Raw genomic sequence first — 14,936 nt, 5'->3', positions numbered from 1 at the left:
CCTGTTCATCTGGTAATCTACCCGTTTTTAATCGGGATCGGCAGTAGAATTCATGCTGCCATTTTCAGCTTTTGCCTCGGAGTGATAACGCCCGTGGCCATATCGGGCAAATCAGGGTTGTATGTCCAGCGCGATCGTGTGGCGTAGTCCTGCGCCTGCTTGACAGTATCAAACTTGAAGCATCCCAGGCATTCATGCCTGACCGTGCTGTCAAAGCGCTCGATGTAGGCGTTTTGCGCCGACTTTCCCGGCTGGATATGGGCGATGGCGATGTTCCGCTTCTTGGCTAATGCCAAAAGTGTGCCGCTGATGTACTAGAGCCCATTATCCGCCCGAATTGTATCCGGCTTTCCGCGCCCTTCGATGAACCGATTGAGGGATCAAACGACCCACCCGGCTGCCAAGAGAACTAGACCGCTTTGCCCAGTCTTTAGCAGTCGTGGCCTTGTCCGATGATCGCTCCGATCCGTCTGGTGCCGGACGATGACACCAGACGGGCTTTTGCGAAAATGTCCCCCCCAAGGGCATGGACGCGCTGTTCAGAACTTCGTGGCGAAATTGACCCAGAAGATATCGCCCTGCGACCGGTTTTCCGCCACCACGTCATGCTGCCAGGAGACACCGAGCTGCATGCCGGGATTGAAGCTGTATGTCAGGGACGGACCAACCGCGAAGCCCTTGCCTCTTTTGCCATCGGCAGGGGCCGTCGGTCCGCTATCATCGGTGAGCTGCTGCAAATAGTAGCCGACGGCGCCCACGCGCAGCTTGTCGAAATTCCAGCCGAGAGCATAATCGATGACCAGTTCGTTGCCGGAAGTATAATCTGTATCCGTGTTCTCGGTGTTAAAGATCACACGGGCGACACCGCCAAACTCGAAGCCCTCAGGGTCGGTGTAATGATATGCGACGGTGGGTTGAACCGACCAGTGATTGGTGCCGATATTGACGAGTTCCGATACATCGTAACTGCCGGTGGGCATAGCAATGTCGAGACCCGCGACAAACGTGTTGTAGCGATCCGGATGCCAGGCAAGGCCACCGGAAACAATGATATCGGCCAGCGCAGTGGATTTGTCGTGCCCAAACGGCAAGGACATGTCGAGATGGACGACAGGCACGACAAGCTGTCCCCAGACGTCGGCACCGGCGATGTTGATGTCGCTGATATAGAGAAAGCGCGAGGTCTCCGCCAACGCCTTCACCTTGAAGTCGATCGGTATCCTGTCACCGTTTGAATCGTTCGTCCGGTCAGCGCTGTAGTAGCTGATCTGCGACACGAAATAAAAGCCGGGAAATGGCGGCATCCCACCGGCAAAGAACTGTGCCGAACCCGGCGAATACTGTGTGTTTCCGTTCTCGGCCGCCTGCGCAGAAAGTGCCGTCGCGGATACGACCGCAGCGAGCCAACATGTCTTCAATTTCATTATTCATCCCTCCTCACATGAACAATGACGATGGTCTCCGCGCGAGCGGCTAGTCGGATACAAATCGGCGCACGACATCATTCCCGCGTCATGCGAGTTTGGCCGTACAATTGTCTGCAGCCCGCCCCCTTGGCGTCCACCTCGCCCCGAGCGCCTCAAGTCCTATTCGAAGGAACTGGAAGTCGCCTGAAGCAGCAATTATGGTGACACTTGACGGATGTAAAATGGTCAATCGCAATACGACGTATTCGTTGAATGAATACGCAGGCCGATAATATTGATCAGACGGTCTGAACTATCGTTTCGCCCGGTTGATCTTTGCGTGCAAGTCGAACCGACTCGAGGAGCTGCTCGCGAATCCACGCCAACGCGGGGTCACGTGTTCGATAACTGTGCCATTGAAGCGATTGGCACAACGTCGGGAAGGCAAAGGGCGGCTCGACCACCCGAATACCACCAACGTTCAACAAGACATCCGCCAGACTTCGCTGAACCAGCGCAATTCTTCGACTTCCTCGAACAAGCAGTGGCAACGAGGAAAAGAAATAGGTTGTTGCCTCCACCCGGATCTTGATCCCGGCCTGATCGAAGGCGCGCTGTGCGAAGCTCTCCCCGCCATTGGGCGGCTGCATGACAATATGCCCCGCCGCCAGAAAATCCGCCTGCGAGATCTCGCCCTCGCCGAAGGGTCCCTGTGCGTCGACGATACAACAGATCTTATCCTCCAGCAGCACCTCGGTCGGGTGACTGGTGGAACAGAATATGGTTGGCGCGATCAAGAAGTCTGCCTCTCCACGCTCCAGAAGAAGATGCGGCTGATTTTGCTGGGGTTTGAGATGGATATGAATGCCGGGTGCCCGGATCGCCAGCCTTTGCAAAAAGTTGGGCATGATGGTGAGAACCGTATAGTCCGACACGATGAAGCTGAAACTCCGGGACGCATCCTCGGGAGCAAACGATGGCGTCGACACGACAGTAGCCTCGATACGCACAATGATATCACGCAACGGCAGTTCAATTGATGCTGCCAAGGGTGACAACTCCATCGATCGCCCGACCTGGATCAGAAGGGGATCGTTGAAGTAGTCCCTCAGCCGCCCTAGCGCGTTGCTCATCGCAGACTGTGTGATGAACATTTCATCCGCCGCTCGGCTGACATTGCGGACCCGGATCAAGGTGTCCAGCGCGACAAGCAGATTGAGATCGAGATTCTTGAAGCGCATCGCAAACTCCTCCTAGATATTGATACTGTAAATACAAATCATTCATCGAAGCAATTTTGTAAACGGTCTGATTGTCGTTAAATCTTCATCTGGGAGGAGATGTCACCGCGTGCCAAATGCCGCGCGGTGACGAGCCTGCCGTTGTGGAGATCGCTGGAGGCGGCGACGAGGAGCTCAAATGTTTAAGTACTTTCCGACCAATTATGTCTGGAACCTGTCCGTCGATCTGTCGATCGAGATGGGGGCTCGGATGGGGGAAATCGAGGAAATGTGTGCCCCTTTGCAGGAGGCAGCCAATGCGCCGGATGCGGCCGGCACACAAGCCTTCCGTGAAACCTGGATCCGGATGGCGGACAAGCTTATATCTCTTGCCGACGAGGACAAGGAAAAGGACCGGCGGATTTCTGCGGGTGACAAGCTGATCCGTGCTGCCAATTATATGCTGACAGCCGAGCGCTTGCTTGCCCATGGCTCGGAAGGTCGTGTCGCTCTCTACCGGCGCTTTCTCACCGCCTTTGAAGAAGGGCTGTCCCTCACCGGTTCCTCCTGCCGTCGCGTTGAGATTCCCTATGAGGGAACGCATCTTTCTGCGCTCTATGTTCCGGCGGAAGGCGTTGTCGGCCCGGCCCCCCTGCTCGTCCAGGTCAATGGTCTCGACAGCACCAAGGAAATGAAATTTCTGGTTGGTCTCCCGGCCTGGCTTGCCAAGCGCGGCGTCGCATCGCTGCTGGTCGACCAGCCAGGTACGGGCGAAGCGCTTCGCCTGCAGGGGCTGACGGCGCGCTTTGATAGCGAACATTGGGCAAGCCGCGTGGTCGATTGGCTGGAGGGACAATCAGAGATCGACCCCTCGCGTATCGGCATGGAGGGTGTGTCCCTTGGTGGCTATTATTGTCCGCGCGCCGTTGCCTTCGAGCCTCGCTTCGCCTGTGGCGTGGTCTGGGGTGCCAATCATGATTGGCGTGACGTCCAGAAGAAGCGTCTCGCCCGCGAAGGCAATCTGCCTGTTCCTCACTACTGGAGCCATGTCATGTGGGTGTGGGGTGCCAAGGACATGGATGAATTCATGGACATTGCCGAGAAAGTTCATCTGGACGGCATCCTCGACCGCATCCGTGTTCCCTTCCTCGTGACCCACGGCGAGAAGGACAGCCAGATCCCGCTGCGCTGGGCGCAAGCGACCTATGACCAGTTGCTCAACAGTCCGAAGCGCGAGCTGAAGATATTTGATGCCCGCACAGGCGGCGTCCAGCATTCCAGCTTCGACAATTCCGCCAATGCTGGCGCTTATATCGCGGATTGGGTGGCAGAGGTGCTGGGCGGAAATACAAACGGGAGGACGGCTGCATGACTATCAAGGTAATGATGCTCGGCCGCAGGCGGCCAGGACAGACACTGGCTGAAAACCGTAGCCACATGAAAGATGTCCACGGCCGCCTCGTACTCGACTACATGGCAGCTGACGCCGACAACGCGCCGCGTCGCTACGTGCAGAATCACGCATTTGACGGCATTTATGCGGGTGGCGAAGGACAGGTCAAAGTCTTCGCCCTCGGTTTGGACTTCGTGACGGAAGTCTGGTTTCCCGATATGCCGACGCTAAAAGCCTCACGAGAAACGCAGTTTTATCTGGAGCGCCTGCAGCCCGACGAGCCACGTATGGTGGATACGGCGACTGTGATCGGTCTCCCGGTTATGGAAGAGATCATTGTAGCTCCCGCTTCACGCGATCATCTCATCAAGGTGTTCCTGACCTGGCATGGCACCAAACCCACCGTTGCGGCCTTGGCCGACGCGCTCAGTGCGTCGCTCGACGGCGTTCTTGGGCAATGCCGCAATACACCCGCGGTTCCCGCACAGATCGAGGCGATCGACGAATTCTGGTGGCCGGGCGAAGCCGAGGGCATCGCATTCGCAGAGGCGTGCCGCGACGCGATCCACGCACGCCTACCGAACGAGCACGCCAATTTCACACTGACCATTGCCCGCGAATTTGTTCTCCATGCCGGATGAGCGAAACCGACCCAAGAAAGGATTGCCCATGAATATCATCGGTCCCGATTATCTCGTCTTCGGCGTTGACGACATCGCAGCCTGCAGTGAATATCTTACCGCATTCGGCCTCAAGCCGGTCGACGTGACGGACAAAGGCGGTCTCTTCGAAACGCTTGACGGCACGGGCATTGTCATTCGCCACAAAGCGGATCCGTCGCTACCGCCTCCGCTTCCGACCTCCAACATGTTGCGCCAGCAGGTTTACGGCGTTCGCGCTGCGGAGGACCTGGATGCCATAGAAGCGGAATTGTCCAGCGACCGTCGTGTAACGCGCCTGTCCGACGGGTCCATCGAATTGAAGGACGATCACGGTTTCGAGCTGAAGTTCCAGGTGACAATCCGCCGCGAACTGAGCATGCCGGCGGAAAAGATCAATGCTCCTGGTGCACCCGCGCAGCGTGGACCGAACGAAATTGGCGTCTGGGAAGACATGCCAGCACTGCCGCGTTCGCTGAGCCATATCGTGCTGTTTGTTCCAGACATTGACATTGCAACAGGCTTCTACTGCGACCGCCTCGGCTTCGTCATCACGGACATTCTGTCGGGAGCCGGTCCGTTCCTGCGGCCAAAAGCAAATGACGACCATCACACGCTCTTCTTCATTCGCACACCCGAATACATGAAAGGATGCGAGCATCTCGCCTTCCACATGGGCGGCCCAACCGAGTTGATGGTCGCAGGGACCCGTTTCGTCAAGAAGGGCTATCAGAGCTTCTGGGGCCCGGGCCGTCACAAATTCGGATCGAACTGGTTCTGGTACTTCAACAGCCCGCTCGGCTGTCACTTCGAATACGACGCCGACATGGACAAGCACGACGACGCGTGGGTGGCCCGGGAAGCCCCGATGGGTGCCGAATCCTCCCAGATTGTGTTGTTCGAGATGCGCGAGAAGTGGGCTCCTTCCGGCGGCCCACCCCCAGGTGCCAAGGGCTGAGCAGGACCGAGAACCCTCATGTCTAGGCACTGGAACCCAGAAACGCCTCGTCCGCAAAACACCCTTGTTTGCCATATCGATGAGGTGAAGGAGGGAGATGCCAAGGGGTTCGGGCCCTTGGGAGGATTGAAACGCAAGATCATACTGATCAAGCGCAACGGCGTTTTACATGCCTGGCTCGACGCCTGCCCGCACTATTCCACGGGCACACCAATGTCCTGGAAGACCGATGCCTATTTCAATGGTGACAAAAGTCATCTTGCCTGCCACTCGCATGGCGCCCTTTTCGACATCGAAACGGGTGAATGCGTCCTGGGCCCGTGCCTTGGACAAAGACTAACACCTGTCGAATTTACCGTGAGCGATGGAGGGGAGATTTTCATCGCATCACCTGCAGAGGAGGAAAAACCATGAATTCTGGCATCAAGAAGGTGCTAATCGTCGGCGGCGGCTTTGCGGGCATGACCGCAGCGTTGCAGATGTCGCGCCAGGGCTTCGAGGTGGATCTCGTCGAGATCGATGCGAACTGGCGGTCCTATGGTGCCGGGATCAGCCTGCATGGCTCGACCCTGCGCGTGTTGGAACAACTCGGCCTCATCGGGCGATTTCTCGAAGAGGGGTTTGTCAGTGACGGCGTTGAGATGCGGGGACCAGACGATTCCGTGTTTGTGACGCTGCCCACGCCTCGCGTTGCCGGTCCCGGCATTCCCGGCGGCGGCGGTATCATGCGCCCTGCACTTGCAAAGATCCTGTCGGAAGCTGTGCGGGCGTCGACGACAAAGGTGCGGCTGGGTGTAACATTCACCCAGATCGTTCAGCATCAGACGGGCGTTGAGGTGACCTTCAGCGACGGCTGTTCGGACACGTATGATCTGGTTGTCGGAGCAGATGGACTGTATTCCTCCGTCCGAGCCAGCGTTTTTCCCGACGCTCCCAAGCCTCGTTTCATAGGCCAATCGGTCTGGCGTGCCGTGCTGCCCCGGCCCAAAGGCATTGATACCGTCGCCATGTGGATGGGGCCGAAGCTGAAAGTCGGCATGAACGGGGTGAACAAGGACCAGGCCTATTTATTCCTGACGGAAGATCGCCCCACGAACGATTTCGTCGCGCCGGAGGTCCTCGTCGAGAGCCTGCGCGGATTGCTTGAGCGGTTTTCCTCACCCATCATCCGCAAGATTGCTACCGAACTCTCGGCCGAAAACCACATCATCTATCGCCCGCTCGAGCAGATGTTGCTGCAACGGCCGTGGTTCAAAGGCCGTGTGGTCCTTATCGGCGATGCCGTCCATGCGACGACGCCGCATCTGGCTGCTGGTGCCTGCATCGGCATCGAGGATGCCATGGTCCTGGCCGACGAAATGGGGGCTAACGATCAGGTCGACACAGCACTTGCCGCATTTGAAGCCAGACGCTGGGAGCGCTGCCGGATGGTGGTCGAGAATTCCGGCAAATTGGCCGATATCGAGATCCATGGTGGCAGTCGTCAAGAGCATGCCTCGATCATGCAGGCATCCATGAAAACACTGGCTGAAGCCATTTGAGACAGGGCGCGGTGGTGATGCGGTTTGGGAGATCGCACACCGGACTCCGCGGTTAAAAAAACACAGGAGGAACATGCATGTCGGGACAGAAATTCGGAGCGGCCGGGGTGGCAGCCCTTGTCATCGGCCACTTCTCGGGGATGCTCGATTTGATAGCATTGCCGGTTTGGGTGGGCGCACTGGTCGAGCGTTTCGGCTTCAGTCCGCAGCAGGCAGGCGCGCTGGCAACCCTCTTCCTGATTGGGGCGGTCGCAGCCAGCGCCATTGTTGCTCCGCGCTTCAACGACATGAACCAGAGGCTGTCAGCGGCTCTCGGCTTTGGAGTCGCTGCCGTGGCGTTCTTGCTGGCTTCGACACAAAGCGGTTTCATTCCGCTCGCCATCCTGCATTTCGTCGCGGGCCTTTCGATTGGCGTCGCGCTTTCAATGGTTCATGGCACGATGGGCCTCAGCGCAAATCCCCATCGGCTTTTTGCCATGGCCGGCATTGCGCTCGGCCTGCTGGCCATCGTTCTCCTGGCTGTCATTCCACAATTGTTGGTTTCCTTTGGCGGCCCAGTCCTTTTCCAGGTCTTTAGCGGGATCATGACGGTCGCTGCCGTCAGCTCGGCATTGTTGTTTTGCAATCCGGACAGAAATCTCAACTACCAGAGACAGCCTTTCAACCGGGCAACATGGTTCACCATATTTGGCATCAGTCTCATGACCTTCAATCAGGCGATGGTGTTTTCCTTCGTCGAGGTCATAGGCAAGTCCCGCGGCTTCTCTGCAGATAACGTGCTTGCGGTTCTCATCGCACTGGGTTTCGTCAATTTCATTTTCCCGTCGCCATCCGCTGCCTTCCTTCAGGCTCGTATTTCTGCAACTCTGGTCACGCAAATCGGACCTGCCGTACAGGTCATTCTCGCTATCATCGTCACTTCGGCCACAGCTCTCCCTGTCTGGGCGCCGGCGGCCGCAGTCTTCGTTTCCATCCAGATTTTCACCCACAACTTCGCGTTCGGGCGATTGGCCAAACTCGATCCGACTGGCCGTGCCGTCGCCGCCACGCCGGCAATGTTGATGGTCGGCGCAGCCTTTGGGCCGATTGTCGGCGGAGCGCTTGGCCAGAACTTCGGTTATTCGGCGCTTGGCATCGCCGCCATCGTCGTGGGCGTGATTTCCATAGGCTTCTTCACCAAGGCAAAAACCGCATGACAAATTTTCCCAACATCACCCGTATCGTCACAGGACATGCCCAAGACGGCCGCTCCATACTCAGCGAGGTCGGACCGCTTCCCAAGGTCGTGGAAGTGACGGCGATACCCGGAACCGTCTTCCATGAAGTCTGGTCAACCGCCGAAAGCCCCGCGAGGGTGGCAAACGGTGACGATCCGACGCTCGGTCCATTGATGCTGCCTCCTCCTGTCGGTGGCACACGGATCCGCTTTGTCGACATTCCCCCGGACACGGAGGATTTCCTGAGAACTGGCGCCGGGAGCATGGATGCAGCCTTCGAACAGATCGGCGACAAGGCCGCATCGACGGTCAAACTAAACTCCCCGCATCCTCTGATGCACCGGACGGAATCGATCGACTACGGCATTGTCATCGAAGGCGAAATGACCCTTGTCGTGGATGATGGCGAGGTCTGCCTGAAGCCCGGTTCCGTGGTCATCCAGCGTGGGACAAACCATGCCTGGGCAAACCGGTCCGGCAAGATGTGCCGTATGCTCTTCGTGCTCGTCTCCGGGACGTACGATCCGGAGATCGCAACAAGCCTTTCTGGACGGTGAGGACAAACAAGAAAACATGAGGCCGGCAACGGTTGGTATGAGGTCAAAATGAAATTTGCAACCTATCATGACGGCAGCCGCGACGGGCAGCTCTGGGTCGTCTCCCGCGACCTGACAGCGGCCGTGCCTGCAACGGGCATCGCGACATCATTGCTCTCGGCAATCGAGCAATGGGATATCGTATCCCCAAGGCTCGACGCGCTCTATCAGCGACTGAATGCAGGCGAAGAGTCATTTGCGACCCGCTTTGAGCCACAACGTTGCCTCGCCCCCCTTCCGCGCGCGCCGCAGTGGCTCGATGCTTCGGCTTTCCTCAATCATGGACGGTTGATGGACAAGGCGTTCAACAATCCAATCAATCCGGATTTCGAACAGATCCCGCTGATCTATCAGGGGGCCAGCGATGACTTTCGGGGTCCACTCGCCGATGTCGAATTTCCGGACGAGGCAATGCTCATCGATATTGAAGGTGAGTTTGGTGTGGTGCTGTCTGACGTGCCCATAGGGACGACGGCAGAGATCGCTGCACACCATGTGCGCCTCATCGTACAGATCAACGACTGGTCCCTGCGTGCCTTCGGACCGCGTGAAATGCGTGCAGGATTCGGATTTGTGCAGGCGAAACCCTCGACGGCTTTCGCTCCCGTGGCCGTCACACCCGATGAACTCGGCTCCCACTGGGCTAATGGTCGCGTCGGGCTTCCTCTGTATGTCTCGATCAATGATCGCGAAGTCGGCCGCGCAGACGGCAGCGAGATGCATTTCTCGTTTGGTGAGCTGATCGCATATTGCGCACGCACAAGGCGCCTGTCTGCCGGAACGATGATCGGCTCCGGCACAGTGTCGAATGCCGATCGGGCCGCCGGATCGTCCTGCATTTCCGAAATTCGCACGATCGAACTCTTGGACGAAGGCGCGGCACGCACCCCCTTCCTGACCTGGGGTGATCGGGTGAGGATGGAGGCACGTCTGCCGGATGGATCCGTCCCCTTTGGCGTGATCGATCAGCGCGTGGTTCAGGTCTGATGCGTATTCTGGTCACGGGAGCCGATGGATTTCTCGGGCGAGGCCTGCTCGCCCAACTGACGACATCATTTTCGCAGGCTCGGCGGCTGGTTCTGACAGATCGCAGCTTTTCCGGTTCGGGGCCGGTTGGCTCGGAGACGATAGCCGGCGACCTCTGCGACCTGGACTTCGTTGCCGACCTCCTGGCGCCGGGTTTCGATCTCGTCTTTCACCTGGCAAGCGTCCCAGGAAGTCTGGCCGAGACTGAGCAGGATTTGGGCCACAGCGCCAACCTTCTGGCCCCCGTTGCACTGGCGCGTGGCCTAGCAGCGCAGTGTCCAGGTGCACGCTTCATTTTTGCATCGTCCATTGCGGTCTACGGCGATCTAGGTAATGGCGTCGTCACGACTGAGACACGCCCGGCGCCGCTCCTGACCTACGGCGCCCACAAGCTGATGATGGAAATCCTGCTTTCGGACATGACACGGCGCGGTGCGCTTTCTGCCATGAGCTTGCGCTTTCCGGGCATCGTTGCAAGACCGCCAAGCGAGAGCGGACACGGATCGGCTTTCATGAGCCAGATTTTCCATCGCATTGCAGCCGGAGATGCCTATGACTGCCCCGTGCCATCGACCAGCACATGCTGGTGGATGTCGCGGCGGGCTGCAACGACTGCACTGCTGCATGCCGCACAGATGCAAGGCCCCTTTCCGATGGTCGTCCAACCTCCCGTTCTCCATGCAAGCCTTGAGGCCGTGTCGGAGGCCATTGCCCGGACAGTCGGAAAGCCGGCGCGCATTGGTTGGGGCGATGACGAGAAGCTGCAACGCATCTTCGGCGCGATGCCGCCGCTTGATGCCGGGGCAGCCCAGGCCCTCGGTTTTCGGGCGGATGCTACTCTCGAACAGCTGGCGGCAGCCGCACTTTCAGGAGAATGAGATATGAAGATCATCGATCTATCGGTTGCCATCGAGAATGATGTCCCCGCCGATCCGCCCGGTCTGGGTCCGAAGATCAGCTACACCAATCATGCTGAAGGCTCGCAAGAAGTCCTGCGTTTTTTCCCCGGACTTGATATCGCCGATGTCCCAGGTGGCGAAGGCTGGGCTGTCGAGCAATTGGCGCTCACAGCTCATGCCGGTACGCATCTCGATGCCCCATGGCACTTTGCATCCACCATGAACAATGGGAAACCGGCCTGGACCATCGATGAAGTCCCGCTGGACTGGTGCATCCGCCCGGGCGTGAAGCTCGACCTTCGCGATCTTCCGGATGGTCATGTCGCAACCGAGGCGGACATCAAGGCTGCGGTCAAGGCAACGGGGCACACTTTGCAGCCTTTCGATATCGTCCTCATCAACACGGCAGCCGGTGCGGCCTATGGCAGACCGGACTATCTCGGTCGTGGTTGTGGCATTGGCCGTGTCGCGACCCATTGGTTGATGGACCAGGGCGTGCACATTGCCGGCACCGACGCATGGTCCTGGGACGCACCGTTCCCGGTCACGGCGAAGCGCTTCGCAGAAACCGGCGATGCTGCGCTGATCTGGGAAGGCCACAAGGCGGGACGCGAAGGGATCTTCATGCATATGGAGAAGCTGACACGTCTGGACGAGCTTCCGACCCATGGCTTCACCGTCTCCTGCCTGCCCGTCAAGATCAAGGGCGGCTCGGCCGGCTGGTGTCGCGCGATCGCCATGCTCTGAAAGTACCGACTGCCGCTGTTACGTTGGAACATAAAGGCGTGGCATGTCATCAATGCCACGCCGATACCCAAGGCGACACGCCTGAGTGGCGTCGGTACGAGGAGCGTCCGACGCCGAATGGGTCTCTCCGACCGGAGCGCTGGCGAAGCAACCTTCCTGCTCAGCTGCTCACAAACCGGGCCGCCAGTTCGGCTCCATTTCTCAGTCCTGTCGCTTTCATCAGACGGGCGCGATGCGACTCGACAGTTCTGGCCGAGAGACCGAGTTCGTCAGCGATGATCTTATTTGTCTTGCCTTGGGCCACAAGCGCGATGATCTGCCTCTGGCGGTCCGTCAGGCTTAGCCGCTCCTTTGCCACAGGACGGGCAATAGGTTGAAAACAATAGAGGGCTTGCGCAAACGGGTCCGATGGATGGCGGGAGCGGCCATCAACACGGCACCAGAAGCGCCGACCATTGCTTGCCGTCATGATTCGCTCGTCGTTATAGACGTTCTCACCGGACAGATGAGCCTTCCACATTCGCCCTGCCCTGACAAAATCCGCGTGCTTGGGATAAAGACGCGCAAAGCTCTCGTCGATCAGTTCGGAACGTGAATAGCCGAACAGGCGAGCGAATTCCTCGTTACAATCCCGAATAATACGATGCGTAGCATAGACCATAGGCACGGGAATCTCCGTCAGTGCAAACTGTGGAGTAGCAGGTTTAGCCCTCATGAGAACCTCGCGACCAAATGCCGTATAAATACGGCTAACTCAACCCCCATTTCAAGGCATAATCTCTTCATCAGCTTCGCCTCTGGCACCGTCAGAGACGAGATGAGGGAGGACAGAATGAGAAAGATAACGTCAACCGCAGCGGAGGCGCTGGCCGGTGAACTGACCGATGGGATGACCATCATGTCAGGCGGCTTCGGCCTTTGTGGAATTCCGACAAGCCTGATCGAAGCCGTTCGACTGTCTGGCGCTAAGGATCTGACTGTGATTTCGAACAATGCGGGCGTCGACGGCTATGGCCTTGGCGTATTGCTGGAAACCCGGCAGGTCCGAAAAATGATTTCGTCCTATGTGGGTGAAAACAAGCTTTTCGCGGCCCAGTATCTGTCCGGCAGCATCGAAATCGAATTCAATCCGCAGGGCACGCTGGCCGAGCGCATCCGGGCTGGCGGTGCAGGCATTCCAGCGTTTTACACCAAAACCGGTGTCGGGACGATCATCGCCGGAGGCAAGGAAGTCCGCCGCTTCGGAGACGATGACTACGTCATGGAGACAGGCCTGTTTGCCGATGTTGCGCTCGTCCACGCCTTCAAAGGCGATACGGAAGGCAATCTGGTCTACCGGAAGACTGCGCGCAACTTCAATCCGATGATGGCGACCGCAGCACGCCTGACGGTGGCCGAGGTCGAGCACCTTGTGCCTGTCGGTGATATCGATCCGGACATGGTCCACACACCTGGAATTTTTGTGACGAAGATCGTGCACGTCCCCAATCATGAAAAGCGGATCGAGCAGCGTACGGTCAGGACGAGAACGACGGGAGAGGTAGGCTGATATGGCTTGGACACGCGAACAAATGGCAGCCCGGGCTGCGCGCGAACTGCAGGACGGTTCCTATGTCAACCTGGGTATCGGCATCCCGACACTTGTTGCCAATTACATTCCCGATACCATGGAAGTCACCTTGCAGAGCGAAAACGGCATGCTCGGAATGGGAGCATTCCCGTTTGAGGGAGAAGAAGATGCCGATCTCATCAATGCCGGCAAACAGACGATCACCCAGCTACCGAAGACGAGTTATTTCTCCTCGGCAGACAGCTTTGCGATGATTCGCGGAGGCCATATCGACCTCTCCATCCTCGGCGCCATGCAGGTTTCTGAGAGCGGCGACCTCGCCAACTGGATGATACCCGGAAAGATGGTGAAGGGGATGGGTGGCGCGATGGATCTTGTCGCCGGCGTCAAGCGGGTGGTCGTTGTCATGGAGCACGAGGCCAAGGGTGAATCCAAACTGATGAAGGAATGCAGCCTCCCACTCACAGGCCGCCGCGTTGCCGATTTGGTCATCACCGACCTGGGTGTCTTCTCCGTCGCGCGCCATGGCACACCAAAACTGATGCTGATTGAATTGGCCGACGGAGTATCGCTCGACGAGATCACGTCGAAGACTGCGGCAAGTTTCACTGTCGAGTTGTCTTGAAGCGGTGTACACCCCTCCGGCTTCGTCCGGCGGGGTGATATGTCAGCGACGCTGTTCAGCACTCGGGTAATGGCTGATTTCTGCGTGTCATCTCCAACGAAAGCTCGTGACGGATCCGAACAAAGCTCTCCACGCCGCTCGATCTCTCCTTCTACGCCATCGCGCAGCTATAGGAGACGTCGGTCATGCGTCCCGTTTCCAGCAGCCGATCCGGTCCACACCAAGCCTCCCAGCAGCAGGGCGTGGCACTGATTTGAACCCGCCCTCAACAGTTGACATATCGCCAATGACGTTCGGCGTGAGTGCAGCCGTGAGAGCTATTAGCAAATATTACACTGACCTAATAATACCTGTTTCAAAAGCAGACCATCATCGCGGACAAATTCCAACTGTTCTATCGTCACAACGAGGATCACGAGCCGCTAGCCCATCAAGGACACTTTGCCTATCGTTCTTGCTTGGTGCGTTCACGATACACTCTGCAAAGCAGAATACCCACGGCGAACCGCCACCTACGTCTCAACGCGACGCTTATCCCCAGAAGGAACTCCACAAAGCCTAGGTCTTGAAGGCTGTTGAACGTCACACACTCAGATCAGATGTGAGAGTGTCGCCACCTTTCTGTCTCTCTACCTAATCAGAAGGAAAATGTGGGTCGAAGGTCACCGCCAAGACCGAGATTGCTAACCGCGAGTTCTTCTACCTCGCCAGCAACAATAGCGATGAGCACATCAAACAGCGTCTGATGCCAATCTTGCGCGACCTCACCCAGACGGGCATCATCGACCAAGCACCTAACAATAAGCCGGCATCTTTGCAATTCCACGCACATCGCCAACATCATGTCGTCGATGGATGTAACAGACGTCATGCAGCGGCAGTTCGTGGCCGCTGCCCAGAACGATCTGATTTTGCGGATTGCGTCTGGCGAGATCGACACGGATGCCAAACGCAGAAAGCTCCTCGACCAGTATGGTGAGGAGCGTAAGAGCAAATATTCTGAATGAAAGCGGTTACCAATAAATTTGGTTGCGGGGGCAGGATTTGAACCTGCGGCCTTCAGGTTATGAGCCTGACGA

Annotated in this window: 17 protein-coding genes and 1 pseudogene; 13 read left to right on the top strand and 5 right to left on the bottom strand. The window is 57.8% G+C overall.

The window, feature by feature from the left end; all coding sequences use genetic code 11:
* Window positions 1–50: 50 nt before the first annotated feature.
* The 3 genes and pseudogenes from RQI55_RS15715 to RQI55_RS15705 form a co-directional block, all read right to left on the bottom strand.
* Window positions 51–380 (bottom strand): annotated as a pseudogene (locus RQI55_RS15715) (integrase core domain-containing protein); the annotation flags it as partial.
* Between the two features lie 159 nt (window positions 381–539).
* Window positions 540–1,424 carry a transporter gene (locus tag RQI55_RS15710; RefSeq protein ID WP_311273205.1) on the bottom strand — a complete coding sequence of 295 codons (885 nt, stop codon included), beginning with the start codon at window positions 1,422–1,424 and terminating at the stop codon, window positions 540–542.
* Window positions 1,425–1,705: 281 nt separating this feature from the next.
* The gene (locus RQI55_RS15705; RefSeq protein WP_243258360.1) at window positions 1,706–2,647 is read right to left on the bottom strand and encodes a LysR substrate-binding domain-containing protein; all 942 of its coding nucleotides are present in this window, start codon (window positions 2,645–2,647) and stop codon (window positions 1,706–1,708) included.
* A 178-nt stretch (window positions 2,648–2,825) separates the two neighbouring features.
* Here RQI55_RS15705 and RQI55_RS15700 point away from each other — a divergent pair, with 178 nt between their 5' ends.
* From RQI55_RS15700 to RQI55_RS15655, 10 genes are all read left to right on the top strand, one after another.
* Entirely contained in the window at window positions 2,826–3,998 is a 1,173-nt protein-coding gene (locus tag RQI55_RS15700; RefSeq protein WP_311273206.1) for a prolyl oligopeptidase family serine peptidase, read from the top strand.
* Window positions 3,995–4,660 (top strand): EthD domain-containing protein, encoded by a 666-nt coding sequence (locus RQI55_RS15695; RefSeq protein WP_311273207.1) that lies wholly within the window; start codon window positions 3,995–3,997, stop codon window positions 4,658–4,660. The genes RQI55_RS15700 and RQI55_RS15695 overlap by 4 nt, the downstream gene beginning before the upstream one ends.
* Window positions 4,661–4,688: 28 nt before the next feature.
* Window positions 4,689–5,636 (top strand): VOC family protein, encoded by a 948-nt coding sequence (locus RQI55_RS15690; RefSeq protein ID WP_311273208.1) that lies wholly within the window; start codon window positions 4,689–4,691, stop codon window positions 5,634–5,636.
* An 18-nt stretch (window positions 5,637–5,654) separates the two neighbouring features.
* Window positions 5,655–6,050 carry a Rieske 2Fe-2S domain-containing protein gene (locus tag RQI55_RS15685; protein ID WP_192065897.1) on the top strand — a complete coding sequence of 132 codons (396 nt, stop codon included), beginning with the start codon at window positions 5,655–5,657 and terminating at the stop codon, window positions 6,048–6,050.
* Window positions 6,047–7,177, top strand: a complete 1,131-nt coding sequence (locus RQI55_RS15680) for an FAD-dependent oxidoreductase (protein ID WP_311273209.1) — start codon at window positions 6,047–6,049, stop codon at window positions 7,175–7,177. Before RQI55_RS15685 ends, RQI55_RS15680 begins: the two co-directional genes overlap by 4 nt.
* A 77-nt stretch (window positions 7,178–7,254) precedes the next feature.
* The gene (locus tag RQI55_RS15675) at window positions 7,255–8,373 is read left to right on the top strand and encodes an MFS transporter (protein WP_311273210.1); all 1,119 of its coding nucleotides are present in this window, start codon (window positions 7,255–7,257) and stop codon (window positions 8,371–8,373) included.
* Window positions 8,370–8,951 carry a cupin domain-containing protein gene (locus RQI55_RS15670; protein WP_311273211.1) on the top strand — a complete coding sequence of 194 codons (582 nt, stop codon included), beginning with the start codon at window positions 8,370–8,372 and terminating at the stop codon, window positions 8,949–8,951. The genes RQI55_RS15675 and RQI55_RS15670 overlap by 4 nt, the downstream gene beginning before the upstream one ends.
* A 48-nt stretch (window positions 8,952–8,999) precedes the next feature.
* Entirely contained in the window at window positions 9,000–9,977 is a 978-nt protein-coding gene (locus tag RQI55_RS15665; RefSeq protein WP_311273212.1) for a fumarylacetoacetate hydrolase family protein, read from the top strand.
* Window positions 9,977–10,894: an NAD-dependent epimerase/dehydratase family protein gene (locus RQI55_RS15660; protein ID WP_311273213.1), complete on the top strand. Its 918-nt coding sequence runs from the start codon at window positions 9,977–9,979 to the stop codon at window positions 10,892–10,894. Before RQI55_RS15665 ends, RQI55_RS15660 begins: the two co-directional genes overlap by 1 nt.
* A 3-nt stretch (window positions 10,895–10,897) precedes the next feature.
* Window positions 10,898–11,662, top strand: a complete 765-nt coding sequence (locus RQI55_RS15655; protein ID WP_311273214.1) for a cyclase family protein — start codon at window positions 10,898–10,900, stop codon at window positions 11,660–11,662.
* Window positions 11,663–11,822: 160 nt separating this feature from the next.
* On the opposite strand, the gene RQI55_RS15650 is transcribed toward RQI55_RS15655, so the two are convergent.
* Complete coding sequence (locus RQI55_RS15650; RefSeq protein WP_347568977.1) at window positions 11,823–12,329, bottom strand: PAS and helix-turn-helix domain-containing protein; 507 nt, start codon at window positions 12,327–12,329, stop codon at window positions 11,823–11,825.
* 165 nt (window positions 12,330–12,494) lie between these two features.
* Here RQI55_RS15650 and RQI55_RS15645 point away from each other — a divergent pair, with 165 nt between their 5' ends.
* Together RQI55_RS15645 and RQI55_RS15640 are read left to right on the top strand one after the other, a co-directional pair.
* Window positions 12,495–13,211, top strand: a complete 717-nt coding sequence (locus tag RQI55_RS15645) for a CoA transferase subunit A (protein ID WP_311273216.1) — start codon at window positions 12,495–12,497, stop codon at window positions 13,209–13,211.
* A 1-nt stretch (window position 13,212) separates the two neighbouring features.
* Entirely contained in the window at window positions 13,213–13,857 is a 645-nt protein-coding gene (locus tag RQI55_RS15640) for a 3-oxoacid CoA-transferase subunit B (protein WP_311273217.1), read from the top strand.
* Between the two features lie 637 nt (window positions 13,858–14,494).
* Here the strand turns inward: RQI55_RS15640 and RQI55_RS15635 are convergent.
* Window positions 14,495–14,647, bottom strand: coding sequence for a hypothetical protein (locus RQI55_RS15635; RefSeq protein ID WP_311273218.1), 153 nt, complete (start codon window positions 14,645–14,647; stop codon window positions 14,495–14,497).
* Window positions 14,648–14,699: 52 nt separating this feature from the next.
* Between RQI55_RS15635 and RQI55_RS15630 the strand changes: the two genes are divergently transcribed.
* Complete coding sequence (locus tag RQI55_RS15630) at window positions 14,700–14,864, top strand: hypothetical protein (RefSeq protein ID WP_311276916.1); 165 nt, start codon at window positions 14,700–14,702, stop codon at window positions 14,862–14,864.
* Window positions 14,865–14,936: the final 72 nt, after the last annotated feature.

The sequence above is a fragment of the Rhizobium sp. WCS2018Hpa-16 genome (assembly GCF_031843705.1).
Classification (GTDB): domain Bacteria; phylum Pseudomonadota; class Alphaproteobacteria; order Rhizobiales; family Rhizobiaceae; genus Agrobacterium; species Agrobacterium tumefaciens_C.
The sequence above is the reverse complement of the archived record's forward strand: the minus strand, read 5'-3'. Positions and strand labels throughout refer to the sequence as shown.